General features: G+C 58.1%; 19 protein-coding genes. 11 read left to right on the forward strand and 8 right to left on the reverse strand.

Features of this window, described 5'->3' with window-relative positions:
* Positions 1 to 9: 9 nt before the first annotated feature.
* The 5 genes from P4L78_RS08935 to P4L78_RS08955 form a co-directional block, all read right to left on the reverse strand.
* The gene (locus tag P4L78_RS08935; RefSeq protein ID WP_309327688.1) at positions 10 to 2,634 is read right to left on the reverse strand and encodes an EAL domain-containing protein; all 2,625 of its coding nucleotides are present in this window, start codon (positions 2,632 to 2,634) and stop codon (positions 10 to 12) included.
* Positions 2,635 to 2,745: 111 nt separating this feature from the next.
* The gene (gene topA / locus P4L78_RS08940) at positions 2,746 to 5,049 is read right to left on the reverse strand and encodes a type I DNA topoisomerase (protein ID WP_283147793.1); all 2,304 of its coding nucleotides are present in this window, start codon (positions 5,047 to 5,049) and stop codon (positions 2,746 to 2,748) included.
* Positions 5,050 to 5,101: 52 nt separating this feature from the next.
* Positions 5,102 to 5,554, reverse strand: a complete 453-nt coding sequence (locus tag P4L78_RS08945) for a DUF494 domain-containing protein (protein WP_283147792.1) — start codon at positions 5,552 to 5,554, stop codon at positions 5,102 to 5,104.
* Between the two features lie 97 nt (positions 5,555 to 5,651).
* Complete coding sequence (gene dprA, locus P4L78_RS08950; protein ID WP_309327689.1) at positions 5,652 to 6,773, reverse strand: DNA-processing protein DprA; 1,122 nt, start codon at positions 6,771 to 6,773, stop codon at positions 5,652 to 5,654.
* Positions 6,773 to 7,846, reverse strand: coding sequence for a LysM peptidoglycan-binding domain-containing protein (locus tag P4L78_RS08955; RefSeq protein WP_309327690.1), 1,074 nt, complete (start codon positions 7,844 to 7,846; stop codon positions 6,773 to 6,775). The genes dprA and P4L78_RS08955 overlap by 1 nt, the downstream gene beginning before the upstream one ends.
* Positions 7,847 to 8,030: 184 nt before the next feature.
* Between P4L78_RS08955 and def the strand changes: the two genes are divergently transcribed.
* The 9 genes from def to P4L78_RS09000 all read left to right on the forward strand — a co-directional run bounded on the left by def (position 8,031) and on the right by P4L78_RS09000 (position 18,960).
* Positions 8,031 to 8,534: a peptide deformylase gene (def, locus tag P4L78_RS08960; protein WP_309327691.1), complete on the forward strand. Its 504-nt coding sequence runs from the start codon at positions 8,031 to 8,033 to the stop codon at positions 8,532 to 8,534.
* 111 nt (positions 8,535 to 8,645) lie between these two features.
* Positions 8,646 to 9,569 (forward strand): methionyl-tRNA formyltransferase, encoded by a 924-nt coding sequence (gene fmt / locus P4L78_RS08965; RefSeq protein WP_283147788.1) that lies wholly within the window; start codon positions 8,646 to 8,648, stop codon positions 9,567 to 9,569.
* A 163-nt stretch (positions 9,570 to 9,732) separates the two neighbouring features.
* Positions 9,733 to 10,599 (forward strand): zinc metalloprotease HtpX, encoded by an 867-nt coding sequence (gene htpX, locus P4L78_RS08970; protein ID WP_283147787.1) that lies wholly within the window; start codon positions 9,733 to 9,735, stop codon positions 10,597 to 10,599.
* Positions 10,600 to 11,877, forward strand: coding sequence for a 16S rRNA (cytosine(967)-C(5))-methyltransferase RsmB (gene rsmB / locus P4L78_RS08975; RefSeq protein WP_309327692.1), 1,278 nt, complete (start codon positions 10,600 to 10,602; stop codon positions 11,875 to 11,877). It begins immediately after the preceding gene.
* The gene (locus P4L78_RS08980) at positions 11,837 to 12,457 is read left to right on the forward strand and encodes a DUF4390 domain-containing protein (RefSeq protein WP_283147785.1); all 621 of its coding nucleotides are present in this window, start codon (positions 11,837 to 11,839) and stop codon (positions 12,455 to 12,457) included. The genes rsmB and P4L78_RS08980 overlap by 41 nt, the downstream gene beginning before the upstream one ends.
* Complete coding sequence (locus tag P4L78_RS08985) at positions 12,458 to 14,596, forward strand: ATP-binding protein (RefSeq protein ID WP_309327693.1); 2,139 nt, start codon at positions 12,458 to 12,460, stop codon at positions 14,594 to 14,596. It abuts the gene before it with no gap.
* A complete protein-coding gene (locus P4L78_RS08990; RefSeq protein WP_390901495.1) occupies positions 14,593 to 15,900 on the forward strand; it encodes a response regulator in 1,308 nt (435 codons plus the stop codon). The genes P4L78_RS08985 and P4L78_RS08990 overlap by 4 nt, the downstream gene beginning before the upstream one ends.
* 226 nt (positions 15,901 to 16,126) lie before the next feature.
* On the forward strand, positions 16,127 to 17,506 hold the full coding sequence (trkA, locus tag P4L78_RS08995) for a Trk system potassium transporter TrkA (RefSeq protein ID WP_309327694.1): 1,380 nt from the start codon (positions 16,127 to 16,129) through the stop codon (positions 17,504 to 17,506).
* A complete protein-coding gene (locus P4L78_RS09000; RefSeq protein ID WP_283147782.1) occupies positions 17,506 to 18,960 on the forward strand; it encodes a potassium transporter TrkG in 1,455 nt (484 codons plus the stop codon). Before trkA ends, P4L78_RS09000 begins: the two co-directional genes overlap by 1 nt.
* Positions 18,961 to 19,047: 87 nt before the next feature.
* Here P4L78_RS09000 and P4L78_RS09005 read toward each other — a convergent pair whose 3' ends face one another.
* On the reverse strand, positions 19,048 to 20,019 hold the full coding sequence (locus tag P4L78_RS09005; protein ID WP_309327695.1) for a GGDEF domain-containing protein: 972 nt from the start codon (positions 20,017 to 20,019) through the stop codon (positions 19,048 to 19,050).
* 102 nt (positions 20,020 to 20,121) lie between these two features.
* Here P4L78_RS09005 and mpl point away from each other — a divergent pair, with 102 nt between their 5' ends.
* Positions 20,122 to 21,495: a UDP-N-acetylmuramate:L-alanyl-gamma-D-glutamyl-meso-diaminopimelate ligase gene (gene mpl / locus P4L78_RS09010; RefSeq protein WP_309327813.1), complete on the forward strand. Its 1,374-nt coding sequence runs from the start codon at positions 20,122 to 20,124 to the stop codon at positions 21,493 to 21,495.
* Positions 21,496 to 21,553: 58 nt separating this feature from the next.
* Here the strand turns inward: mpl and murB are convergent, their stop codons facing one another.
* Positions 21,554 to 22,567 carry a UDP-N-acetylmuramate dehydrogenase gene (gene murB / locus P4L78_RS09015; RefSeq protein WP_283147780.1) on the reverse strand — a complete coding sequence of 338 codons (1,014 nt, stop codon included), beginning with the start codon at positions 22,565 to 22,567 and terminating at the stop codon, positions 21,554 to 21,556.
* Positions 22,568 to 22,738: 171 nt separating this feature from the next.
* On the opposite strand from murB, the gene P4L78_RS09020 reads away from it, so the two are divergent.
* Positions 22,739 to 23,788, forward strand: coding sequence for an FUSC family protein (locus P4L78_RS09020; RefSeq protein ID WP_309327697.1), 1,050 nt, complete (start codon positions 22,739 to 22,741; stop codon positions 23,786 to 23,788).
* Between the two features lie 444 nt (positions 23,789 to 24,232).
* On the opposite strand, the gene P4L78_RS09025 is transcribed toward P4L78_RS09020, so the two are convergent.
* The gene (locus P4L78_RS09025; protein WP_309327698.1) at positions 24,233 to 26,236 is read right to left on the reverse strand and encodes a glycosyl hydrolase family 18 protein; all 2,004 of its coding nucleotides are present in this window, start codon (positions 26,234 to 26,236) and stop codon (positions 24,233 to 24,235) included.
* Positions 26,237 to 26,450: the final 214 nt, after the last annotated feature.

Genomic DNA, 26,450 nt, shown 5'->3' on the forward strand with positions numbered 1-26,450 from the left:
GGCCGGACGTCAGGCCTTGTTTCCCAGCCCCAGTCGCATCCACAACTCGGCGACGCCGCACGGCACCGGCTCGCTGAAGTGAAAGCCCTGCAGATAATCCACGCCCATGCCTTGCAGGAAACGGGCGGTTTCTACTGATTCGACGCCTTCGATGATGGTCTGCATTTGCAAACCCTGCGCCAGCTGGACGATGGCCTGCATCACCCGGCGGCCTTCCTCGGTGTTCAGTCGCTGGGCGAACGACACATCCACCTTGATGATGGTGGCGGGCATTTCGTGCAACTGCGACAGCGATGAATAACCGGTGCCGAAATCATCGATGGCCAGCTGGAAACCGGCCGCTGCCAGCTGCCGCAAATGCTTGAGCTGGCGCGAGTAGTCGGTCACCGCCACCGATTCGGTGATTTCCAGAATTACGTCTTCCGGGCGCAGACGATATTGGGAGAGCTTGTCGAGCATGCCGGAGACAAACTCCGGTGCAAACAACTGGCTGCGCGAGATATTGAGCATCAGTCGCTGGGCCAAACCGGCGTCACGCCATTCGCGCAGCTTGGCAAACGCCAGCCCGGCCACACGGTCGGACAACTCCTGGATCAAGCCAACTTTCTCGGCCATCGGGATAAACAATTCCGGGCTGATCCAGCCGTTCTTTTCATCTTGCCAGCGCGCCAGGGCTTCAACGGCAAACACTTCGCCATCACGAGCCCGCACGATGGGCTGATAGTAAACTTGCAGCTTGTTCTGGCGAATGGCATCGGCCAGCCGTGCCTGAATCGCGACGTGTTCGCGACCCAGCGATTTCACATGCAGCAAATCGCCGTAGAAACAGACCGTGTTGCGACCAACATGCTTGGCGTGATGCATGGTGTGGTCAGCGGCGGACAGCAGATCTTCGCCACACGTGGCGTTGTCCGGGAAGATGGCAAAGCCTGCGCTCACCGTTGGCCGGGCGTCCAGACCATCCAGCGCCAGGCCTTGGCGGGTAATGCTGCGCAGGCTTTCTGCACGTTCTTTCAACTCGTTGGTGTCCACCACATCCGGCATCAACACCACAAACTCGTCGCCTCCCCAACGCGCCAGGACATCGTGTTCGCCCAACACGCTTTGCAGCTGCTGCGCCAAACCCACCAGCAATTGGTCACCAGTGCGATGGCCAAAGGCGTCGTTGATCTGTTTGAACTGATCCAGATCCAGAAAGCCCAGCGCCACTTTGGTGTTGTTGCGGCGGGCACGTTCAATGGCGCTGGCCAGTTGGTCATCCAGCATCAAGCGGTTGGGCAGCTTGGTCAGGCCGTCGTACAGGGCCAGTTGCGTCAGATGCTCTTCGCTGACATGCGCCACGGTCACGTCGCGCAAAACGGCGCGAATCGCTTGCAACTGGTTATCTTCGTTAAAACGGGCCAGCAAGCGGGCCTCAACCCACAGGAAGTCGCCGCTCTGTTGCATCAGCCGAAAACGCACATGCGCGGTTTCAGCGTGCGTTTGCAGCAACAGTGTCAGCGTTTGGGCGACTTGCGGCGCATCATCCGGGAAAATCCAGGTAAACAGACTCTTGCCCACGTCACGCAAGGCTTCGCGCAGATCAACGCCCCGCAATCTGGCCCACGCCGAGCTGCTTTCTAGCAATTCGCCAGCGGGAGCGAGATCGACAATGGCTTCTTCCAGCAGATTGAGCGTATCCAGCAGAGTCTGGCGCTTGGCGGTGTCTTGCATCAGGCCGGAGATATCGTGCACCAGCACCACCACGCCCGGCTCATCGACGCTGACCGGCTGTACTCGCACCCGTAGCCATGCGAGGCCATTGCTGGCTGGCACGGTACAGTTGAATGCCTGGCTGCGTCGGGTCAGCAGTGCGACGGGCACCGCTTTGGTCAACTGGCTCGCCAGATTGGCGGGCAGCGCCTCGGCTAACGAACGTCCAGTCAGGGCGTGCGTACCGGGCAAGGCGGGATGGCTGGCCCATGCGGTGCCGATCAAGCCATCGGGCGATAATTCAAATACCATGTCGCCGGTGGCCCCAACCAGCGCTTGCAAACGCTGCTGGCTGCCTTGCAAGGCCCCTTCCAGCTGTCGCCGCACCAATGCCTGGGCAATATGGGTGCCGAGCATGGCGAGCAGCTGTAGCTCGGTGCTGCCGCGCTGCAGCGATTCGTCTTCATCCAGAAAGCACAGAAACCCGAACAGCATGCCGTGATCGAGTAGCGGAATACTCAGCAGGCGTCGTGCGCCCAGTTGCGCCAGCCACATTTGCTCCGCCAGCGGCAGTTCCGGCAACGCAGTATTCAGTAATTTGCCCGTTTCAAGGGTCTTGGTCAGAAACGGAAAAGCCGCGTAATCAATGCTGCGCAGATAGTCCGGGGTTACCGGTGCAATGCGACAGACCTTGTCGCGCCAGACCGAGACCAGGCGGGCGAGATCAGTTTGCGTCGACGGATTGAGGTACAGACTGACCAGACTCGCCCGCGAAACGTGGCCGAGTTGTTGCAGCGCGCCTGCCAGACCTGCGGAGTGATCAGGCGCCTGCAGCTGCGCCACCACGCCCTCAAGGGCAGCAAAGTACGTCTGATACAAGCCGATATCGCTGTGCGCGATGACTGCCAATGTTTCGCAATCCGGCTGTTCCGGTTTAACCATCAATCAACTCTATGCAATCTCAAGAGAAAACCGGCCGCCGCAAAGAGCGGGGGCCGGTTCTTGTAAGTATCAACAATATTTTCGGGAGTCTGGCGTGGTTCAGCCTGGCCGTCAATCTTCCGCTTTGGGCATGGCCTCTGGCGGGGTGATCTGTTCGGTAAAGCCACACTCTTTTTGCGGGCAGACCTTTTCCAGACCGCGACGCTTGGTGGTCTTAAGCGTCAGCACCGGCCAGTTGCACTTGGGGCAAGCCTCGGCGATCGGCGGATTCCACGTTGCATACGTGCATTTCGGGTAGGTCGAGCATGAGTAAAACAGCTTGCCGTAGCGGCTCTTTTTCTCGGTCAACGTGCCTTTATGGCATTCCGGACATTCCACGCCGGTGTCTTTCGGCTTTTCCAGCGGCTCGATGTGCTTGCACTTCGGGTAGTTGGCGCAACCAATGAACTTGCCGTAACGGCCGACCTTGATCAGCAACTGACCGCCATCTTCCGGACACACGCGCCCTTCGACCACTTCCGGCTCAACCGGCGCAGCGTCGGCATCGTCATTCAGATTGCGGGTGTAATCGCATTCCGGATAAGTGGTGCAGCCAATGAAACGGCCACGTTTGCCCAGACGAATCGCCAGCTTGTTACCGCATTTCGGGCAGGCTTCATCCAGTTCTTCCTGGGTGACTTCCTTGCGCGACAGCGATTGCTTTTCCACCACGGTTTCGTGGAAGCGCTTCCAGAATTCATCCAGCACCGGCACCCATTGACGCGTACCGTTGGAGATTTCATCCAGCTGGTCTTCCAGCTTGGCGGTGAAGTTGTAATCCACATATTGGGTGAAGTGATCAGTGAGGAACTTGTTCACCACTTCGCCAGTGTCAGTCGGAATAAAACGCTTTTTATCCAGATCAACGTATTCGCGGTCTTTCAGCGTCTTGATGATCGAGGCATAGGTAGACGGACGACCAATGCCGAACTCTTCCAGCGACTTGACCAGACTGGCTTCCGAATAGCGCGGTGGCGGTTGGGTAAAGTGTTGCTCGCCAGCCAGTTTGTCGACTGGCAGTTCTTCGCCTTCTTCCAGCGCGGGCAGACGGGCTTCGTCTTCCGCGTCGTCTTCAACGTCGTCCTGATCTTCCTGGTACACGGCGATAAAGCCGGGGAATACCAGCGTCTGACCAGAAGCGCGGAATACGGCATCCGGGCCGACCTGAATGTCGATACCCACGGTGTCAAAACGCGCCGGGGTCATCTGACAAGCCAGCGTGCGCTTCCAGATCATCTGATACAGCTTGAACTGGTCAGCCGACAGGTACGGCTTGACCGCATCCGGCGTGCGCAGGATGGAGGTCGGGCGCACCGCTTCGTGGGCCTCTTGCGCGTTCTTGGCTTTGTTCTTGTACGTCACCGGCGCGTTGGGCAGATAGTCTTTATCGAAGGTGGATTCGATATAAGCACGGATCTCGTCCAGCGCTTCGTTCGCCAGATTCACCGAGTCAGTACGCATATAGGTGATCAAACCGACCGTACCCTGACCGACGTCGACACCTTCATACAATTGCTGCGCGGTACGCATGGCGCGGTCGGTCGTCATGCCCAACTTGCGCACGGCTTCCTGTTGCAGCGTGGACGTGGTGAACGGCGCGGCCGGGCTGCGTGATTTCTTTTTCTTCTCAACGCTGGCGACCTTGGCATCCTTGCCTTGCAGGCTTTTCAGGATGTCGGCCTGGGTCGCTTCGTTGGGAATATCAAACTGATCGAGCTTTTTACCTTGCCATTGCGACAGTCGGGCGCCGAACTTGGTCTTGGCCTTGTGGCTGTCCAGATGGATCGTCCAGTATTCCTGGGCGGTGAAGGCGCGGATTTCCAGTTCGCGTTCGCAAATCAAACGCAATGCCGGGCTCTGCACGCGGCCAGCGGACAAGCCGGAACGCACCTTGCGCCACAGCAACGGCGACAGGTTGAAACCCACCAGGTAATCCAGCGCGCTACGGGCTTGCTGCGCATCGACCATGTCGTTGTCGATATCACGCGGATTGGCCACGGCGTTGGTCACGGCAGCTTCGGTAATCTCGTGGAACACCACGCGTTTGAAGGTGCGGTCTTTGCCGGTCAGCTTTTTATCTTTCAGAATTTCCATGATATGCCAGGAAATCGCTTCACCTTCGCGGTCCGGGTCAGTTGCCAGAAACACGTGTTGGGCGTCTTTTACGGCGGCACAGATGGCATCGACATGCTTTTTGTTCTTGTCGATGATCTGATACTTCATTTTGAAGTCGTGCTCGGTATCCACCGAGCCATCTTTGCGCACCAAGCCGCGGACGTGACCGTAGGAGGCCAGGATTTCAAAATCCGGCCCCAGGTATTTCTTAAGCGTTTTCGCCTTGGACGGCGATTCAACAATCAGCAGATTTGCGGGCATGGTTTGCCGTAATGATCCAAAGGTGTAGGGAGTTGATTGCGCGCAGTGCGCATCAATGCTGGGTCAGACCTTCACGACCGAACAGGATCTCTTCGATCAGCAGATTAGACAGTTCATCGCGCTTTCGCCAAACCACCATCAGCACGATCAACTGTAGACGTTCCTGCGAAATCTCGCCGGGCGCTGCATGCATGACCAGATCAAGCGCCATTTCGCGCTCAGGGCCGCCCAGTACATGGGCACTTTGTAGATACAGCCAGTAGTCCAGTGCTTCTTCATCGAACCGCGCCAGCTCATCCGGATGGAAATGCCGGCCAGCCATATCTCCCAGCGCTGCGTAACGCGTGGTGTCGATACGGTTCAGTTCTGCCAGCCAGCCAACGGCCTGGGCGATATCGTCCTGATCAAAACCGGCGCTCGCCAGTCGCGTGGCGAGCAGAGATACATCCGGCTCACCCTCGGCGTGGTAGAACTGTTCAAAAAGATAAGCAAGAACTTCCAGCATAAAAATTAGGTCAACCTCGGTGCGTGTCTTTTTAAATCTGTATCTGGAATCTGATGGCGGCGCAACGGCAATTCAAGCAAAGCGGTCTCATTACCGCTCAAACACGCCGTTGATACCGGTTTCCCGGCAGCGCAAATACCGCGCCTTTCAATTCCAAACCGAGCAGGATTGCGCACAGACGGTCCGCCGTCAAGCTGGACCTTACAACAAGTTCGTCAATGGTCACCGCGTCAAACCCCATATGCGGGACCACCAGACACTCCTCGCCTTGCAGTTCGTCCTGCCATAGTGAGGTTGCCGCAGCCAGGCTGGGCGAACGCTGCGGACTGCTGCTATCCCAACACAATTCGCTCTGAATATCTTCAGCACACTCGACCAGCTTTGCCCCTTGTTTGATCAGTTGATGGCAGCCTTTAGCCTGCGGAGAATGAATCGATCCGGGGATGGCAAATACCTCTCGCCCCAGATCATTGGCCTGACGAGCGGTAATCAGTGAGCCACTGCCAATCGTGGCTTCGACTACCAGGCAGCCTTTAGCCAGTGCTGCAATTAAACGGTTGCGGCGGGGAAAGTTCTCCGGCTTGGGCGCAGTGCCCAAGGCAAACTCGGAAACAATCAGCCCTTGTTCGGCAATCTGATGCGCTAGCGCCCGGTTCGACGCCGGATATACGCGATCCAGCCCGGTGCCGACAAAAGCCACAGTGCCGCCCGATCCCGTCAGCCCACCGCGATGCGCGGCGGCATCAATCCCCGCCGCCAGGCCACTCACGATGCCCATGCCGGACTGGCTCAAGGTTTCTGCAAATCGTTCGGCGTTCTCCAGACCTTGCGGCGTGGCATTACGGCTACCGACAATCGCCAGCGCATCGCGAGCCAGCAAGTCCGTGTCACCCAGACAAAACAGCACGCAGGGCGCGTCAGGCAATTCAAGCAGCGCGGGCGGGTAATCCGCATCGGACATGGTGAGGATGCGGCAACCAGGCTCCTTCGCCCAGGCTAGTGCCTGAGTGACGCGGTCATGGACCGCAGCTTGAGCGGCATCGCACCAGCTACGTGCCAGCTTTTCATTACCCAACACATTGCTGATGTCATAAAACGACGCCGCCAGCGCAGTCTGCGGCGTTTTGAACGCTTGCAGCAGACCTAGCTGGCGGCGTGGCCCGATTCCGGGCACTAGCGCGAAACGCAGCCAGATGGCTGCGTCCGCGTCGTCTTGCATCAAGGCGATGTAACCTCGTCGGCGATGTTGACCGGTTCTGTGCTGTCGAGCAGCAAACCGTAGGCAAACTTGGGGAATACGCGATAGACGAACAGATTGCCACTACGCTCGGCCGGTGTGAACCGATCCGGCTCGCTTTTCGACTCTTTCTTGATCGGACGCCCGGCTTTCCAGGTTACCAGTACTGATCCAACATCGATGCCATCCTGCGCACCGCGGTTAATCACCAGCGTGGTCAACGGGCCTGCTTCAGCCACGCCACCGTAGGTCGACACCACTTTGCCGTGGATATCACCCTGCGGCGCGTGCGGCGCATAGTTCAGGAATTCGCTCTCGGTGGCCTTGACCAGACGAGCGCCAACGCCAATTTCTTCCTTGGCCGTCTGCACGCGCATGGTGGTGACGTCACCGGTTTTTTCCACGACCAGGTCGCCCAGATAAGTGACCTCATGACCGATCACGCGCTTGTGCTCAGGATCATCCGGGTCGAACAACGGCTGGCTAGGGCGATAGGCTTGCCAGACTTGGCCAATCTGGCCATCAGGCATATCTACGGCGTAAACCTTCTCACCGGCCGAGAACACAACACGGTCATCCGGGCCTGCGGCAACACGCGGCGCCGTCAGCAATTCGTTTTCTTCAACGACCAGCGGTTTGTCGAGGAACGGACGGATCGAGGTCAGCGGAATGCTTGGTACCGCGCCGTTATCCATGTCGCTGCTGCGTACATGCGGCGACAGCTTGGCTTCGCCGTTGCTGCCCACGCGTTCGTTCTTGAGCAGTTTCAGACGTGGCGTACCGCCGGAGCGATCCAGTACCACGACGTCGCCTGGATAAATCCAGTGCGGGTTCTTGATCTGCTCCCGGTTCATGTTCCAGATCTCGGGCCAGCGCCACGGCTGCTTGAGAAAGTGACCCGAAATACCCCACAGGGTATCCCCCTTGACCACGACGTAGCGGTCTGGCGCACTGTCCTGCAAAGCCAGCGTGTCGGCATAAGCCAGTCCGGTGGTGCCACTGAGGGCGAAAAGTAGCGATATAATTGTTTTACGCATGGTGGTGGTCACACTCATCTACTCCGGTCGATCCGGATGGGGCCGGATAAAAATTTCCGGGACTCGCCAACTTGAACTATTTGTTTAAACCAGGAAACAGCCAGCAAACTACCGGCTGCTTTTGCTGTTTCTTCGTCGATATCTACCCTGGCGCTAAAGCCGCGTAGATTCTGCATATAAACTTTTTGAGCTGCAAGCAAACATGGCAATTCTGAATATCCTGCATTATCCCGATGAACGTTTGCACACAATTGCAAAACCAGTCACCGTTTTTGATGCAAAGCTGCAACAGCTTATCAATGATATGGCGGAAACGATGTATGCCGCACCCGGCATCGGGCTGGCCGCAACACAGGTGAATGAGCACGAACGTCTTATCGTCATTGATATTTCTGAAAGCAAAGACGATTTAATCGTGCTGATTAACCCCCGGATTCTGGAGATGGACGGCAAGACCAAATCCGAGGAAGGCTGCCTTTCCGTGCCTGGCATTTACGAAGAAGTGGATCGGGCCGAGCATATCAAGGTTTCCGCCCAGGACCGAAACGGGAAAGAAATCAGCATTGATGCAAGCGGATTATTGGCCGTTTGCATTCAGCACGAAATGGATCACCTGGAAGGCAAAATATTTGTCGAAAAGCTTTCCAGACTGAAGCTGACGCGGATTATCCAGAAACTGAAAAAGAACGAACGCAAGATCATGTAATCTGCCTGCGTCGCCGGATTGCCAGAGCCTCGCTGCATGGCATATCCGGCAACCTGCATCCCGCTTTCCCAGCCGCCGCCCGCCGGCGGTTTTGCTTTTTGGTGCCCTGCCATGAAACTGATTTTTGCCGGAACTCCCGATTTTGCCGCCGCCGCTTTGCAAGCGCTGCTGGATGCCGGACACGAGATTACCCTCGTCCTTACCCAGCCAGACCGGCCTTCTGGTCGCGGCATGAAGCTGACCGCCTCGCCCGTCAAACAACTGGCATTGCAACACGGCTTGCCGGTGTACCAGCCAGAGCGTTTGCGTACGGCAGAGCAACAGGCGCCGCTGCAAGAGATCGGCGCAGATTTGATGATCGTGGCGGCTTACGGCTTGATTCTGCCGCAAGCCGTGCTGGATTTGCCGCGTTTGGGTTGCCTGAATATCCACGCCTCGCTCTTGCCACGCTGGCGCGGCGCGGCGCCTATCCAGCGCGCCATTCTGGCGGGCGATAGCGAAACCGGCATCACCATCATGCAAATGGATGCGGGCCTTGATACCGGTGACATGCTGAGCATTCATCCCGTCGCCATCACCGCTGACGACAACGCCACCAGCTTGCACGACAAACTGGCCGTAGCAGGCGCGCAAGCCATTGTCGCAGCGCTGGAACAGTTACCTGCGCTGCAAGCCGCCCGCCAGGTGCAGCCGAGTGAAGGTGTCACTTATGCGGAAAAGCTGAAAAAAGAAGAGTCGCTGATTGACTGGTCGCGCTCGGCCATTCAGCTGGACCGGATGATCCGGGCCTTCAACCCCTTCCCCTCGGCCCAGACTACGCTGGCGGGCGAAGCACTGAAAATCTGGCGAGCCCAGCTAGCCGAAGGGCAAGGTCGGCCTGGTGAAATCCTGCAGGCAGACCGCAACGCATTGCTTGTTGCGACGGGCCAAGGTGCGCTGCGCCTGACCGAGCTGCAAAAAGCCGGCGGCAAGCGGCTGGATGCCGCGGCTTTCCTCGCCGGAGTGCAACCAAGTCCCGGAACCATCCTCGGCTAGACCAGTCATTCAGTTATTCGCTTGATGACCCGTAGGTGGTCGGCGCCAGGCCGGATCAGCTTCAGGCAGATGGCTGGTGCGTTGAATTATCCCTGCCTGTGACAATCTATTCCTGGAAGGCTTGGCACGGCGCTCGATAACCAGCGCTTTTATGAGGACAACTATGAACAACTGGATTAAAACCACCTTGCTGATGGCTGCCATCGTTGCCTTGTTTGGCATCATTGGCGGCATGATAGGCGGGCAAAAAGGCATGTTGCTGGCACTGGTATTTGCTGGCGGCATGAATTTGTTCGCCTACTGGAACTCCGACAAGATGGTGTTGAAGATGTACAACGCCCATCTGGTCGACGACACGACCGCACCAGAACTGGTTGCCATGGTGCGTGAACTGGCAGGCCGCGCTGGCTTGCCCATGCCCAAGGTGTATGTCATTGAAGAAGACCAGCCCAACGCTTTTGCCACTGGCCGCAATCCGGAAAACGCCGCGGTCGCCTGCACTACCGGTATCATGCGCGTGCTCAGCCACCGCGAGCTGCGAGGCGTAATGGCGCATGAGCTGGCTCACGTGCAGCATCGCGACATCCTGATTTCGACTATTTCCGCGACCATGGCAGGTGCCATTTCCGCGCTAGCCAACTTCGCCATGTTTTTTGGCGGACGCGATGAAAACGGCCGCGCGGTTAATCCGCTGGTCGGCATCGCCGTTGCCATTCTGGCGCCCGTTGCTGCTTCGCTGATCCAGATGGCCATTTCGCGTTCGCGTGAATTTGGCGCGGATGCCGGTGGCGCACAGATTTCCGGCGACCCGCTGGCATTGGCTGACGCGCTGAGAAAAATTGAAGCTTATGCGAAAGGCATTCCGATGCACACCGCGCAGGCTCACCCCGAAACTGCACAAATGATGATCATGAACCCGCTGCATGGCGGCGGCATGGCTGATTTGTTCCGCACTCACCCACGCACTGAAGAGCGCGTGGCCCGCTTGCAAGCCATTGCTCGCGGTCATAACCAGACGGATTTCAGATAATTGTTCGCAACCCAAAAATTGGCGTCACAAGCGCTGGAGGCCGTACTTGGCGGCCACACCCTCACTGACGCCCTTACCCGGATATGGCGCGCAGAGCCCGACTTGCGTCCACAACAGCGCGGCGCCATTCAGGACTTGTGCTACGGCACGCTGCGCCATTTCGGCCTGCTCGACAGCACGCTGAAACAGCTGCTCAACAAGCCGCTGCACGAATCCGCGCTCAAAGCGCTGTTGCTGGTGTGCCTGTATCAACTGCAGTTCACTCGCGCCGCGCCTTATAGCGTGGTCGATCACGCGGTGAAAGTGGCCTCCCACACGGGTACCGGCATGGGCAAGGGTCTGGTCAACGCCATCCTGCGTAACTTTTTGCGCCAGCGTGATGATCTGCTGAACCAGGCGCGCACCACGCCCTATGGCAAATGGTCGCACCAGCAATGGTGGATTGATGCCATGCGCGAAGCGTGGCCACAACAGTGGGAAAACATCCTCACCGCCAACAACACGCACCCGCCGCTCACGCTGCGCGTCAACCAGCGGCGCGGCAGCGTTGCGCAAAGCATGGCCGCCTTGCAAGAGGCCGGACTGGAAGCGCGCGCCCTGGACGACACCGCCATCCAGTTGCGCCATCCGGTGGGCGTAGATCGCATTCCCGGTTTTTTTGAAGGTCTGGTTTCGGTGCAAGACTGGGGTGCGCAGCAAGCCGCTCGCTTACTCGATGTCGCCCCGGGCATGCGCGTACTGGATGCCTGTTCTGCGCCTGGCGGCAAAACCGGCCATTTGCTGGAACTGGCCGATCTGGAACTCACTGCGGTCGATGCGGATGCACAACGCCTGTCGCGCGTTGCTGACAATCTCAAACGACTGGGACTCAATGCCACTTTGTTGACCGGCGATGCAGGCAAGCCAGCCGACTGGTGGGATGGCAAACTGTTCGACCGGATTCTGGCCGACGTGCCTTGTTCTGCCACCGGTGTTGCACGCCGCCATCCAGATATCAAATGGCTGCGCCGATCGGCAGATATTGTCCAGTTTGCGCAACAACAGGCCGCAATGCTGGATGCGCTGTGGGCTTTGGTAGCTCCGGGCGGCAAACTCCTCTATGCTACGTGCTCCGTATTCCCGGCAGAAAACGCAGTCCAGGCAGCAGCCTTTGCGGCTCGTACGCCGGATGCGCTACGCCTGCCGGTGACACTGGAATCCGCCACCGATGGGCAGCTATTGCCGAACCCGGAGCACGATGGTTTTTACTACGCCCTTTTTGCGAAACACACTGGCTAGCTGGCGCCGTTGGTGCGGCCTGCTTGCCTTGTGGCTGGCCGTTTCCGTGGCCTGGGCAGATGGTGGCGGCATCAAGGCCCAACAGGCTGCGTCCAGCTGGGGTGACAACCAGGTCGAAATCTCGGCCAGTTACAAGATCACCCTTTCCCCGGCGCTGGAAGACTCTTTGACCAATGGCCTGAGCTTGCCATTTGTCTACGAATTCCAGCTCACCCGCCCGCGCATGTATTCCTGGTATCGCCAGGTGGCCGACTGGTTCTCCCCGACCGCTACGCTTACCTATCGCTTGAGCTACCACGCTTTGTCGCGCCAGTATCGCCTGCATCTGGGCAGTTTTTACCGCAGCTTCAATACTCTGGATGAAGCGTTGTCGGCACTTGGTGTGCTGCGTGGCTGGGGCGTACTGCAAGACACCTCGATCGCCCATGACAAAAGTGATTTCTCTGGCCGCATGCGGCTCAAGCTGGATGTCTCGCAATTGCCCAAAACCTGGCAATTGACTGCTATTGGTCACAGTGACTGGCAACTCGAATCGGCCTGGTCGGAGGTCGGCTTGCGCAGTGACGAGGACGGCAAGTAAATGAAGCGGGCGCTCATCATTCTGGCTTCGCTGGGCACGATTCTGTTGTTCCTGCTGGCCACCGCTTCCGGCAATACCTCGGCCTTCGCCAAGTATTACACCGTGCTGCTGACCATCAACGGTCTGATGTTGCTGGGCATGATCGTGCTGGTGGGCGTGCGCCTGATGCAGCTGGTGCAAAAGGTCAAAGCCAAGGTCTTTGGCTCGCGGCTCACTTTGCGCATGGTGCTGATGTTCTCGCTGGTGGCGGTGTTGCCAGGTGCGCTGGTGTACACCTTGTCGGTGCAGTTTCTGAACCGTTCCATCGAAACCTGGTTTGACGTACGGGTGGAAGGCGCCCTGGATCGCGGCCTGAATCTAGGCCACAACGCCATTGATTTCCAGCAGAACGACCTATTGCGCAAAGCGCGGGTCATCGCCCTGGATATCCACGATGAAAACGGCACCTCGCTTCTTTCCCGTCTGACTCGTTTGCGCGATCAGATTGGGGTACAGGAAATCAGCGTTTTTGATGAAACCGGGCAGACCATTGCGCATATCGGTAACGAAAGCGCCGGGTTATTCCCGAGTATCCCCGACCGCAATCAGCTACGCATGGCCATGCAAGGACCGGTCAAACAACTGGAAACAGACACCGACAAGGGTCTGACCATGCGCGTGATGATGCCAGTGCATGACACCGGTTTATCTGAGCGCACGCGCATCTTGCAGCTACGCCAGCCAATTGACCCTTCACTGGCCGCCGATGCCGAACTGGTCGAACAAGTCCGCGCCGATTACAAACAGCTCTCGCAATCGCGCCAGGGCCTCAAACTCATCTACAGCCTGACTCTGACGCTGGCGTTGCTGATGGCCCTGCTGGGCGCAGTGGCGCTGGCAATCTATCTGTCGGACAAACTGGCCGCGCCGCTCTCAGTGCTGGCCGAAGGCACCCGCGCGGTGGCTTCGGGCGACTATTCACAGCGTCAGCCGGTGATCAGCCGCGATGAGCTGGGCATTCTCACGCATTCGTTCAACCGCATGACCCGCCAGTTGGGCGATGCGCGCACCGCGCTGGAACAGCATCAGGCCGAACAAGAGGCCGCCAATGCCTATCTCGAGGCGATGCTCGGCTCGCTCACCGCGGGTGTGATGTCGTTTGACGATAGCTGGACGCTGGCCTCTGCCAATCAGAGCGCGCTACGCATTCTGGGCATTGATCCCAACCGGCTAGGCGATACCCCGCTTATGCGCTGGAGTGAGCTTTATCCAGCGCTCACCACCTTGTGTGACCAAGTGTTGATGGGCTTTGCCGGCAAAGAAGAACACTGGGAAAAAGAAGCCGAAGTCGCCGACGAAAAACGCATTTTGCAAATTCGCGGCACAAGGCTGGCGGTGGGCGAAAGTCGTAGCGGCTATCTGGTGGTGTTTGACGACATTACCGATTTGATTTCCGCCCAGCGCGATGCGGCCTGGGGTGAAGTGGCTCGTCGCCTGGCCCATGAAATCAAAAACCCGCTCACGCCGATCCAGTTGGCCGCTGAGCGCATGGAACTGAAACTGGCCGACAAACTCGACCAGAGCGGTAAGGACCTGCTGACCCGCAATTCGCAAACCATCGTCAAACAGGTGGCGGCGCTCAAGCAAATGGTAGATGCGTTCCGCGATTACGCCCGCAAACCCACGGGCAAGAAGCGTCCGCTTGATCTGCGCCAGTTGCTCAGTGAAGTCTTGGTACTGTATGAAGCTGCCCCGGTGAAATACGAAGATCTGACCGGCGGCGCGCTGATTGTGGACGGAGATGCCACGCATTTACGCCAGGTGATCCACAATTTGCTGCAGAATGCACAAGATGCTATCCATTCCCAGGAAAGCGGACAGGCGGTTGATGGCGTATTCAATAAACCACAAATTTGCGTCCGGACCGAAAAAACCGATAAATTTGCCAGACTCGTCGTAGAAGACAGCGGAAACGGCTTTCAACCCGATATACTCCCTCGGGTGTTTGAACCGTACATCACAACAAAACAAAAAGGTACGGGCTTGGGATTGGCGATAGTTAAAAAAATTATCGACGAACATCACGGCCGCATTCAGGCCGGAAACCGCGAAACTGGCGGAGCCTGGGTTCGTATTGATCTGCCGCTGGCGGAGGAATGAAGTTGCATAGTCAGGATATTCTGGTAGTAGATGACGAGATCGGCATTCGCGAGTTGTTGTCCGAAATTCTGCAAGACGAAGGCTATAGCGTAGCGGTGGCAGAAAACGCCGAAGCGGCGCGCCGGCTACGTAATCAGGCGCAACCACGCCTGGTATTGCTGGATATCTGGATGCCGGACACCGATGGCGTAACGTTGCTCAAGGAGTGGGCACGTAACGGCCAGCTCACCATGCCGGTGATCATGATGTCAGGTCATGCCACCATCGATACCGCTGTGGAAGCAACGCGGATCGGTGCGATGGACTTCCTGGAAAAGCCGATTGGTTTGCAAAAGTTGCTGGCCGCCGTCAAACGCGCCGTGACCTTGCAACAAGAAGCACCGCGTCCGGTCGTCACCCTCAATCGTCTGGGAGAGAGCGAGCACATTCGCGAACTGACCCGCATGCTGCAAGCCGCACAAGCGCAAACCGCGCCGGTGCTGCTGATCGGCCCGCCTGGTGTCGGTTTTGAATATTGCGCGCGCTACGTCAACCCGGACGGCAAGCCGTTTGTGGCGCCGCACTCCAATGAAGAATTCGCGCTGGCGCCGCAAGAGTTGCTGAACAAGGCTACCGGCGGCACGTTGTTCCTGCGTGATCTGGCTTATCTGGATGCGCGGGCGCAAGCCGGGCTGAAGTCGGTGCTGGGCAAGCTGGACAAAATGAAGGTGCGACTGGTGTCGGCCTCCAGCCGTCCGCTGGACCAGCTCAGTGGCGATCTCGACCCCGAGTTGTTCCGTCAGCTGTCGCAATGGATTGTGCCGGTGCCCGCCCTGCGTGAGCACAAGGAAGACATCCCGCGCATGGCGGAGACCATCCTCACCGATACAGTCGCGCAGCATAAGCTGGGCGCGCGTCGCTTCAGCCACAATGCTTTGCAGTTGCTGGCCCAGCAAGACTGGCCGGGCAATCTGGATGAGCTGACCAATGTGGTGAAGAGTCTGGCGCTGTCCTGCCGTGATGGCGAGATCGACATCAATCCGGTTTCGCGCATTTTGTCGCAGTTCTCGCCCAGCGTTGAAGCTACTGCAGCGCAAATTTCGGCACCGGCTCCGGCTTTGTCGGCAGTGGACATGAACTTGCCGCTACGCGAAGCACGCGACCAGTTCGAGAAGTTCTATCTGGAACGGCAGATCGAGTTGTCTGGCGGCAATATGAGCCGGGTGGCGGAACGGATCGGGCTGGAACGCACGCACCTTTACCGCAAGCTCAAACAGTTGGGTGTCAACATGCCCAAAAAAAACAAGCCAGTTGAAGAAGACTGACATAACCCGCACGGCATATCTGTAGCGCTGTGCTAGTCTGAACGGGAAGCAAACCTGACAAGGTTGCTTCCCGTTTTTGCGTTTTGGGGGCCACTGGCCTGCCCTTTGGTCCGGTTGTTGTACGGATCGCCCCCATGGCATCGCAATCAAGCCAAAACCAAACGGAGTCCTGGCTGCCCGCCCCGGGTGCGCCTGGCTCCAGATAAAACAGAGATCACAGCCAACCGTGTCCAATATTCTGATTCTTGGTGCCGGCCGGGTCGGCGCCACCGTGGCCGAGCAATTGGTCTACGAGCAACACAACGTCACCATCGTCGATGACAACCCGGCCAATCTAGCTCCCCTGATGAGCCGACTGGATCTGCGCGTCATTACCGGTTCTGCCTCCAGCCCGCAAACGCTGCGCGAAGCTGGCGCTGAAGACGCCGAACTGCTGTTGGCGGTCACCCCGACGGATGAACTGAACATGGTGGCCTGCAAGATTGCCTACCAGATGTTCCGCGTGCCCACGCGCATTGCCCGCATCCGCAATTCCGATCTATTGGCTCACGAGGCGCTGTTTTCGGAAGAAGACGGTTTTGCCATCAGTCACACCATTACACCGGCCCAGGTCGTCACCGACTACCTGGTGCGGCTGGTGAAAATGCCCGAAGCATTGCAGGTGCTCGATTTTGCCAACGGGCTGGTGCAACTAGTGGTGGCGCGGATTACCGAAGGCGCGCCCATGGCAGGCAAGGCGTTGACCCAGTTCAACGAGATCCTGCCCAATATCGACCGGCGCGTCGTCGGCGTCTATCGCAATAACCATTACATCCGCCCGGATGGCGACACCGAGCTGCAGGCCGGAGACGAAGTATTTGTGCTGGCCGAAGCACGGCAAATGCGCAAAGTCATCGCCGCGTTGCACGTGGTGGAAAGCCCCATCAAGCGCGTGCTGCTGGCGGGCGGGGGCAACGTTGGCTTTCGCCTCGCCAAGGCCCTGCAGAAGGATTACAGCGTCAAGCTGGTGGAAAGCGATCCAGTTCGCGCCGAATGGATTGCCAACCAGTTGCCCGACTCGCTGGTACTGCTCGGTGATGCCACCAGCGAGACGATGTTTGAATCGGAACAGATTGACCGTACCGATCTATATCTGGCGCTGACTTCGGATGACGAAGACAACATCATGTCGTCCTTGCTGGCCAAACAGATGGGCGCACGCAAGGTGATCTCGATCATCAACCGCTCGCGCTATGTCGACCTGCTGCAAGACAGCCGCATTGACGTGGCGCTCTCCCCCGCCCAGCTCACCATCGGCACCCTGCTCGCCTTCGCCCGGCAAGGCGATATCGCCGCAGTCAAACCACTGCGCCGTGGCGCGGCCGAGGCGGTTGAGCTGATCGTTCATGGCAACAAGTCGGTGTCGCGGGTAATTGGCCGCCGGGTCGATGAAATTCGCATGCCATCGCACGCTTTTCTGGCCGCCATCGTGCGCGCTGGCAAGGTCATCATGGTGCACCATGACACGGTGATCGAAGCCGATGACCGCTGCATCCTGTTCGTACACGACAAAATGCGTACCCGCGAAGTTGAGCATCTGTTCGCCGTGAAGCTGGGGTTCTTCTGATGCGCTTGTTGCCCACCTTCAATATCCTCGCCCGGATAGCCCTGCTGTTTTCACTCACCTTGCTGGTTCCGCTGGGGCTGGCCTGGTTCGGACAAGATGCTGGCCTGCAGCCGTTTGCACAGGCCTTGGGAATTGTGTTTGTCAGCGCGCTGGTAATCGTCGCGGCAACGCATGCCTTTCGCCGTGAATTGCAAGTGCGTGACGGCTTCTTGCTGGTAGTCGGCATCTGGCTGTTGCTGCCACTGGCAGCGGCCGCGCCGTTCTGGCTTTATGACCCCAGCGTCTCGTTTACCAACGGCTATTTCGAGGGCATGGCCGGGCTGACCACCACCGGTTCCACCACAATCGCCGATCTTGATGCACTGCCAGCGTCGCTCAACCTCTGGCGCCATATGTTGAGCTGGCTGGGCGGCTTGGGGGTGATCGTGCTGGCGGTGGCGATTTTGCCGATGCTGGGCGTAGGCGGCATGCAGGTGTTCAAGGCCGAAATGCCAGGGCCAATCAAAGACGCCAAGCTCAAACCGCGAATCCGGGAGACGGCGCGCAATTTATGGCTGGTTTATATCGGGCTCACCATCCTCTGCCTGCTGTTGCTCAAGCTGGCCGGGATGACCTGGTTTGACGCTGTATGCCACGCGCTGACGGCCATTTCACTGGGCGGCATTTCCACCCATACCGACAGTGTGGCGTACTTCAATTCGCCCGCCATCGAAGCCATCCTGATTGTGTTCATGATTGCTGGTGCCACCAATTTCGCCACGCATTACGTCGCCTTCAGCCGCCGTTCGCTATTAGCCTACTGGCGCGATACCGAGTTCAAGTCGATGTTGGCGGTGATCTTGCTGGCCGGCATCGGGTTGGCGGCCTACCTGGATTGGCAGAATGTCTATCCCGACTATGAAACATCACTGCGCAATGTAGCGTTCAACCTGGTGTCGATCGCCACCGATGGGGGTTACGCCACGGCGGACTTCGGCACTTGGCCACTGTTTGTACCGCTGCTGATGTTGTTCCTGTCTTGCTTTAGCGCTTGCGCGGGCTCTACCGGTGGCGGCATCAAGATGTTCCGGGCACTGGTGCTGCTCAAGGAAGCCGGCCGCCAGTTCACCACCCTGTTGCATCCGAACGCCGTGCAACCGGTGCAGGTCAATGGCCGCAGCGTACCGCCGAGTGTGATTTTTGCGGTGCTCGGGTTTATCTCGTTGTATGTAACCAGCATGGTGGTGCTGACGTTTGTCATGCTGCTGACTGATCTGGATTTCCTCAGCAGCTTCACTGCGATCGTGGCCTGCCTGAACAATACCGGGCCAGGTCTGGGCGTGGTTGGCCCGGCAGCTAATTTTTCAGTCTTCGCGCCGTTGCAAATCTGGGTGTGCACCTTCGCCATGCTGTTGGGACGGCTGGAAATCTTCTCTGTGCTGATCCTGTTCACGCCAGCGTTCTGGCGCCACTAATCCAGGCGCATGCGTGCGGCGCACCAAACAAAAACCCCATGCCAGATGACATGGGGTTTTTGTTTGGTTGCCAGGAAAGCCGCCAGACTACAGCGCCAGCTCGATCCGCCCGCGACCACTGTGTTTGGCCCGATACAGCGCCTCATCAGCACGCAATACCAGTGCACGACCGTTTTCATCGTCCTTGAGCATGGCCACGCCGGAGGAGAACGTGACATCAATACGTTCGGACTTGTGCATAAACGGCGTCCGCGCAGCCACAACCCGCAAACGGTCGACCACATATTGCGCGCCGTTCTGGTCGGTTTCCGGCAAAATCAGCAGGAACTCTTCACCGCCGTAGCGGACCAAAGCGTCAGTTTCACGCAACACCGCTTTGGCCAGATCGGCCATGTGCACCAACACCTGATCACCAACCAGATGGCCAAACCGATCGTTGACCAGCTTGAAATCATCCAGATCAAGAATCACCACGCTCAGCTTGCCACTGTGGCGGCGAGCGCGCTTTACTTCGGCGGCCAGCAGGTGATCAAAGCCCTGACGGTTATGTGCGCCGGTCAGCGGGTCCAGCCCAAGGATCATCCGGTTGTGCGCCAGGTCTTCTTCAATGTGGCGCACGGACTCGCGGATTGCGGCCAGATCAACGTGGGTGGTCTGCACCGAGGAATGAATGGTACTGGTGGAATCGATGATCTGATCCAGCAGAGCTTCAAGGCGACCATGCGTCTCTTCAGGCGGCACAACCTTGGCTAGATGCTGCTCACGGGCGGTTTGCAACTGGTCCAGACTGCTGGCCATGCTCTCGCCATTCACAGCCAGCGAGGCAATCAGTTGTTCGGTGGTATCGGTAGCATCGCCAACGGCATCGTCCAGCCGGCACAGAATCTTCCACGCTTGCTGGAGCTCGTCGGTGGTTTTTTCTTCCGGCGCCTTGATGGTGGCAATCGCGTTGTAGAATTGCGTATAGTTTTCGGGGGTCGGCGGCAAGCGGCTTTCGACCAACCGTTTTAAGGCAATTCGGGCGATTTCCACCGGATTTACCGGCGGCACTTTAGGCATGATCTAGATGGGAACGTAAAAGGAATACCGGATTGTACGCAATCCAAACTTGACGCGCCAAGCCATTAAATTTTCTAAATTTTAATAACATTTCAATAATCCATTATGCATATTCACATTCTCGGTATTTGCGGCACTTTCATGGGTGGCATCGCCGCCCTGGCACGCGCGGCGGGCCACACGGTGACCGGCTGCGATGCCGGGGTTTACCCGCCCATGTCCGACCAGCTGGAAGCACTGGGTATCGAGCTGATCGAAGGCTGGTCTCCTGACCAGTTGCAGCTGAACGCGGATCTGTACGTGATCGGCAACGTGGTCAGCCGCGGCAATCCGTTAATGGAAGAAATCCTCAATCGTGGCCTGCCGTATACCTCAGGCCCGGAGTGGCTGCGCGATCATATCCTGCAAGGTCGCTGGGTTCTCTCCGTCGCCGGCACGCATGGCAAAACCACGACGACCTCCATGCTGGCCTGGATTCTGGAATACGCCGGATTGGCACCTGGCTTTCTGGTGGGTGGCATCCCGGAGAACTTTGGCATCTCCGCCCGCCTGCCCGGCGAACCACGCCAGGAAAAAGGCGGTCAATCTCCCTTCTTTGTAATCGAAGCCGATGAATATGACACCGCGTTTTTCGACAAACGTTCCAAATTTGTTCATTACCGGCCACGCACGGCAATCCTGAATAATCTGGAGTTCGACCACGCCGATATTTTTGCCGATCTGCATGCCATCGAAACCCAGTTTCACCACTTGGTGCGCACGGTGCCGGGCAATGGTCGCCTGATCGTCAACGGTCGGGAAACGAGCCTGGATCGCGTGCTGGAACGCGGCAACTGGAGCGAAACCGAGCGCTTTGGGGTCGACCAGGGTTGGGCGATGGCCAACGACGATGGCCAGCATTTTGATGTGCTGCTCAATGGCCAGATGCAAGGCCGGGTGACTTGGGATTTGCTGGGCGAACACAATCGCTTGAACGCGGTTGCTGCCATCGCTGCGGCCCGGCATGTGGGTGTGCCGGTGGAGCAAGCCATTGAGGCGCTGGGCGAGTTCCGCAACGTCAAACGCCGGATGGAGATTAAGGGCGTGGTCAACGGCATCACCGTGTACGACGACTTTGCCCATCACCCCACCGCCATTGCCACCACGCTAGCGGGCTTGCGCCGCAAAGTAGGCAAAGCACGCATTCTGGCAGTGCTGGAGCCCCGTTCCAACACCATGAAGCTGGGCACCATGAAGGCGCAATTGCCAGCCAGTCTGGTCGATGCAGATCGCGTGTATTGCTACGGCGCCAATCTGGGCTGGGACCCGGCAGAAGCGTTGACCGGACTGGGCGAGAAAGCGCATGCGCATGATGACCTGACAGCGCTGGTTGCCGATGTCGCCAGCGCAGCACAACCGGGCGATCACATTCTGGTCATGAGTAACGGCGGCTTTGGCGGCATTCACGGCAAACTGTTGGCGGCTTTGCAGCGTTAACTGGCCACTTCATCCGGGCGGCAAATCGGCATTCTTGTCGCCCGGATGAAAACTCGTATTACCAGAACACCGGCTCAGGCTCGAGCTGCACGCCAAATTTGCCTTTGACCGACGCTTGTACTGCACGGCACAGCTGCTCGACATCCGCACGCCCTGCGCCGCCATGGTTGACCAGCACCAGCGCCTGTTTGTCGTACATGCCTGCCGACCCCAGCGTTTTGCCTTTCCAGCCCGCCTTATCTATCAACCAGCCTGCGGCCAGTTTGACCCAACCCGCAGTCACCGGATAACTCACCAGCTCGGGCCACTCTGCAGCAATCTGGTCACGCGTCGCCACATCCACAATCGGGTTCTTGAAGAAGCTGCCCGCGTTGCCGATCACAGCCGGATCAGGCAGTTTGCGCTGACGCACATTGATGACCGCCTGCGCTACAGCTTGGGGCGAGGTAGGTACGCCAAGCTGCTGCAATTCGCGTTCGATCTCGCCATAAGCGGTATGCAACGCCGGTTGTTTGGGCAGGCGAAAGATGACCTCGCTGATCAACCAGCGCCCGGCTTCTTCTTGTTTGAAGATACTGTCGCGATAGGCAAAGCGGCACTCGCATTTGCTGAATACGCGTTGTTCACCGGTCTGCAAATGCGTGGCATGCACGCCATACAACACGTCCTTTACCTCTACGCCATAAGCGCCAATATTCTGGATTGGTGCAGCGCCGACGGTACCGGGAATCAGCGACAGATTTTCCAACCCGCCCCAGCCCTGCGCCAGGGTCCACTGTACAAACTCATGCCAGTTTTCGCCGCCACCGCCGGAGACGTACCAGGCAGTGTCGTCCTCGCCCGCCAACGAACGCCCAGCGATAGCGACTTTGATCACCAGGCCCGGCACCACATCTGGCAATACCAGATTGCTACCACCGCCAAGTACATGCCACGGCAAGCCCGCCAAAGCAATATCGGCACGTAATGTCGCCAACTCACCGATATCGGTCAGCTCACACAAGAATTGGGCGCGGGATGGCAGCCCCAAGGTATTGAGGCCAGACAGGTCGGTGTTTTGCAGCAAAGGCATGGTGGATTCCTGAAAACGCGATTATCCCGCATGCCCCGCTTGTGGCAAAGGCTAAATCCCGCTCTGTTGCCAGATGCGGCTTATACGCGTTGGCGGGCTTATTTACCTGGGCAAGTTCATGTAGTCTGACTACATTTCGACCCTCGTCTCTTACAGGCTTGCCTTGTCCCTATGGCGCTGCATCCTTCACTGATTCTGGCCACTACCCCGATCAACACCCGCAAAATGTTTCGCGGCGCGGTTGCCGTGGGGTTACCGCTACTGATTGCACTGACGCGGGGAGAGTTTTTACCGGCGGTTTACGGCGGCGTTGCCGGTTTTTATACGCTTTTTGTCGATTATGGCGGCGAAACCAGTGAGCGCATTGCCGCCATTATCTATATGACCTTAGGGATGTTGCTGGCGGGCATTGCCGGTGTTGCGGGCCATTATGTGCCGGGCGCCGGGCTGGCTTTGCTGGTGGGCTTTGCCTTGTTTGCGGGCTGGCTGCAAGGTGCTGGCGGCTCGGTCGAGTTCATTGGCAAGTACTGGCTGGTGGCCTTTTTGTTTGGCGATAGCGCGCCGGATCTGCCGCCGTTATGTGGCACCTATCTGATTCTTGGCGGGATTTCCGGCATTTTGTCGATCTTGTTATCGCTGAAACTGTTCAAAGAACCGGAATACCAGACGGCGCCCATGCTGCGCGAAGCGGCCCGGCATTTAATGCGGCGGCGTCACAATAACGGCGCCTTTGCGCTGTACTTTGCTGTGCTGGTGTTGTCGGGTTATTTATTGGGCCAATGGCTGGGCTTGCTGCGTTTTTACTGGGTGCCGCTGACCATTGCCATCGTCACCGTTTACGACGCGCACCACAGCGTGCATCGGCTGATTCAGCGGCTGGTCGGCTCAATGATCGGCGTAATCGCTGGCGCCGCAGTGATCTATTACGTGAACAACGAATGGGTGCTGGCCTTGCTGGTCACGCTTATGGCCGCAATGACCCCGGCAGCGCAGGCGCGTAACTACTGGGTGGCGGTGGTCCCGATTACCGCGTTGGTGATGGTCTTGCTGGATTTCGGCCTGCAGCGGGTGATTGCCTCGCCCATGCATTTCGCCTTGGCGCGTGTGGAAAATACGGTGCTGGCCTGCGCATTGTGCGCTGTGGGTTCGGGGCTTTACCTGAGAATGCTGCCCAAGATAGAAGCGTGGCAGGCGAAGCAGCATAAGCCGGGCGTGTATTGAGGGGTTGCGAGAGATCTGCTCACGCCGCGCCTCTGAGCGACAAACCGCACCGCATGTGTAAATACAGCAGCCCCGGATTCTCGCTAACGCTTCATCCGGGCTACCTGATTTCATCCGGGCAACGTGGCTCTCGGCTCCGGGTTTCTCAAAGCAACTAAATGACCCGACCGCGCTTATCCAGCCAACCGACCAGAGAATGGCATAGCAGCGCAGGGAATACTTACCCGCAGGCGATAGGCTCCTGCTTTTGAGCGGTCGCATGCTTTAGTACCCCGCTGCGGGTATGGGCAAGCGAGCGATCAACGCCACGCCGCAAGTCGGATCACGCCCTCCTCCTCTCTTCGAACACACCCACTCCGCCCATAAAAAAGCCCTCCCGAACATCCGGGAGGGCTAAGCGTATCAGTATTGCTTGATACGTCGTCGGGTCGACACTTTGGAAGCTTACTGGTTGATGGCGCCCATCGCGTTCATCAGGGTAGCGGAGGTGTCATCCCCATCCAGCGACCAGGAGAACACACCGCCCATACCCTTGGTCTTGGTGTAGTTCAGCTTGGTGGCGATGATCGACGGATCATCGTAGCTCCACCAGTTGGTACCATCGAACTTGTACAGACCAACCACGGTATTGTTGTAGAAGATGTTACCTGCGGCAGATTTCAACACGTTGTAGTTGTTGATGCCTGCCTCAGAAGCACCCGCTGCCGGGCCGGTTGCAGTCTGGTACATGCCGTTGTTCACGTTCTTCACGCCAGTCCAGCCACGTCCGTAGAACGGAATGCCCAGATTGAGTTTGGCGATCGGGAAGCCTGCCGCGACCAACTCTTTGACTGCATCATCGGTAAAGTACGTTGCTACCGTGCCGCCATTCGAGATATTCGGGCTTGCCGGGTCGCCATACAGATTGGCCTGGAAGTCCGTCGGACCGGTGGTTTCAAAGCCACCGTGGTAGTCGTACGCCATCAGGTTCAGCCAATCTACCGAGGAAGCCAATGCGGCCGGTTCTTCCTGAGCGATCTTGTCTGAACCCGCGCCGGTGGTCGCCGTCAGCAGATAATGCTTGCCGGTGGTGGCGCCATAAGCATCCAGTTCGCTACGGAATTCCTGCATCAGCAGCGAGTAGTTGTGCTTGTCATTGACCGGATCAACCGTGTTGTAGCCAACGCCCTGGATACCCGGGTATTCCCAGTCGATATCGATACCGTCGAAGATACCTGCCAGCACACCAGTACCGCCGGTACCCGAACCGGAATCAACCGGATAGTTACCCTTGATGTACATGTTGACGCAGCTGGAAACCAGCGCCTTGCGGCCTGCGTCGGTAGCTGCTGCTGCCGAGAAGTACTTGGACCACGTCCAGCCGCCCAGTGACATGATCACTTTCAGGTTTGGATACTTGGCCTTCAGTTCTTTCAGCTGGTTGAAGTTGCCCTTCACCGTTTGATCCCAGGTGTCTGCAACGCCGCTCACCGAAGTGGAAGCATCAAAGCCCTTCTGGATGTCAGCCCAGGCATCGCCGCCGGTACCAGCACCTGCAGCATTCGGATTGGTAGCACCTTGCTCAGTCACGGTCACTTGACCCTGGCATTGATAGGTACCGTCGGCTTGCTTGTAGATGTTGTTGAAGGCGTAGTTCAGGAAGGTCATCTTGGCAGCGGAACCACTGGTGTCGATGTTCTTCACGTTATAGCCAAGCGAATAAATACCCCACTGAGCGAAGTACGAACCCACTTGATACTTGCCCGACGGAGTTGGAGCTGGAGTCGGGGTAGGTGTCGGCGCGGGAGTTGGCGTCGGTGTCGGTGTCGGGGTTGGAGCCGGCGTTGGGGTAGGCGTCGGAGCAGGAGTTGGCGTCGGAGTAGGTGTCGGCGCCGGTGTTGGAGTAGGTGTCGGAGTCGGCGTGCCACCCGAACAGTTCGCTACGATCGTCCATGGCTGGCCGCTACCGCTGGCACCCGAATTGGTGGCCGGGCTCTGGCCTTGCGTCCACCAGTTGGCCACATAGTTAACGCCATTCAGGCTAACGGTGTTGCCGGTGTTGTAGGCAGTGGTTGCATTCCAGACCGCCGCACAGCTACCACTTGGTGTTGGCGCTGGTGTTGGTGCGGGAGTAGGAGCAGGCGTTGGTGCCGGAGTCGGCGCTGGCGTTGGAGCCGGTGTCGGGACTGGCGTCGGCGCCGGAGTTGGCGCAGGTGTCGGAGTAGGCGTTGGCGAACCGCCAGCATCCGCCCCCAAGTCCTTCCACAGACTTGGCGTCGCAGCCGGGTTCCAGTTGGCACCCACATAATCAGTCTGAGTGACCAGCGCTTGATAATCATGGCCGTTGTAAACAACGATGGTGCCAGCAGTATAAGTACCGCCGTCTACCCAGGCCGGATACGCAGCAAAAGAATGGGCCGCCACGAGGGCGGCCGGAATCGCTGCAAGGTTTAAACGTCTCATTTTCATAATAGGCAAGTCTCCATCCTTCTTGTATTGGCGCTATTCATGCGCATCCAGTGGTCTGGTCGTCAGATGATGTTTTCTATTGCACCTTGCTCGCAGTGCTTTGTGCTGACGGTAACCGACACCCTTATGCAGCCTTCGGGTTCCACGGCGCCCATTAGCCGCCAAACCGGAATCTGACGTCAAGCCTGCGACCGACGTACGGGTTTTACCCTGG

The organism is Silvimonas sp., assembly GCF_031291215.1.
Taxonomy (GTDB): domain Bacteria; phylum Pseudomonadota; class Gammaproteobacteria; order Burkholderiales; family Chitinibacteraceae; genus Silvimonas; species Silvimonas soli.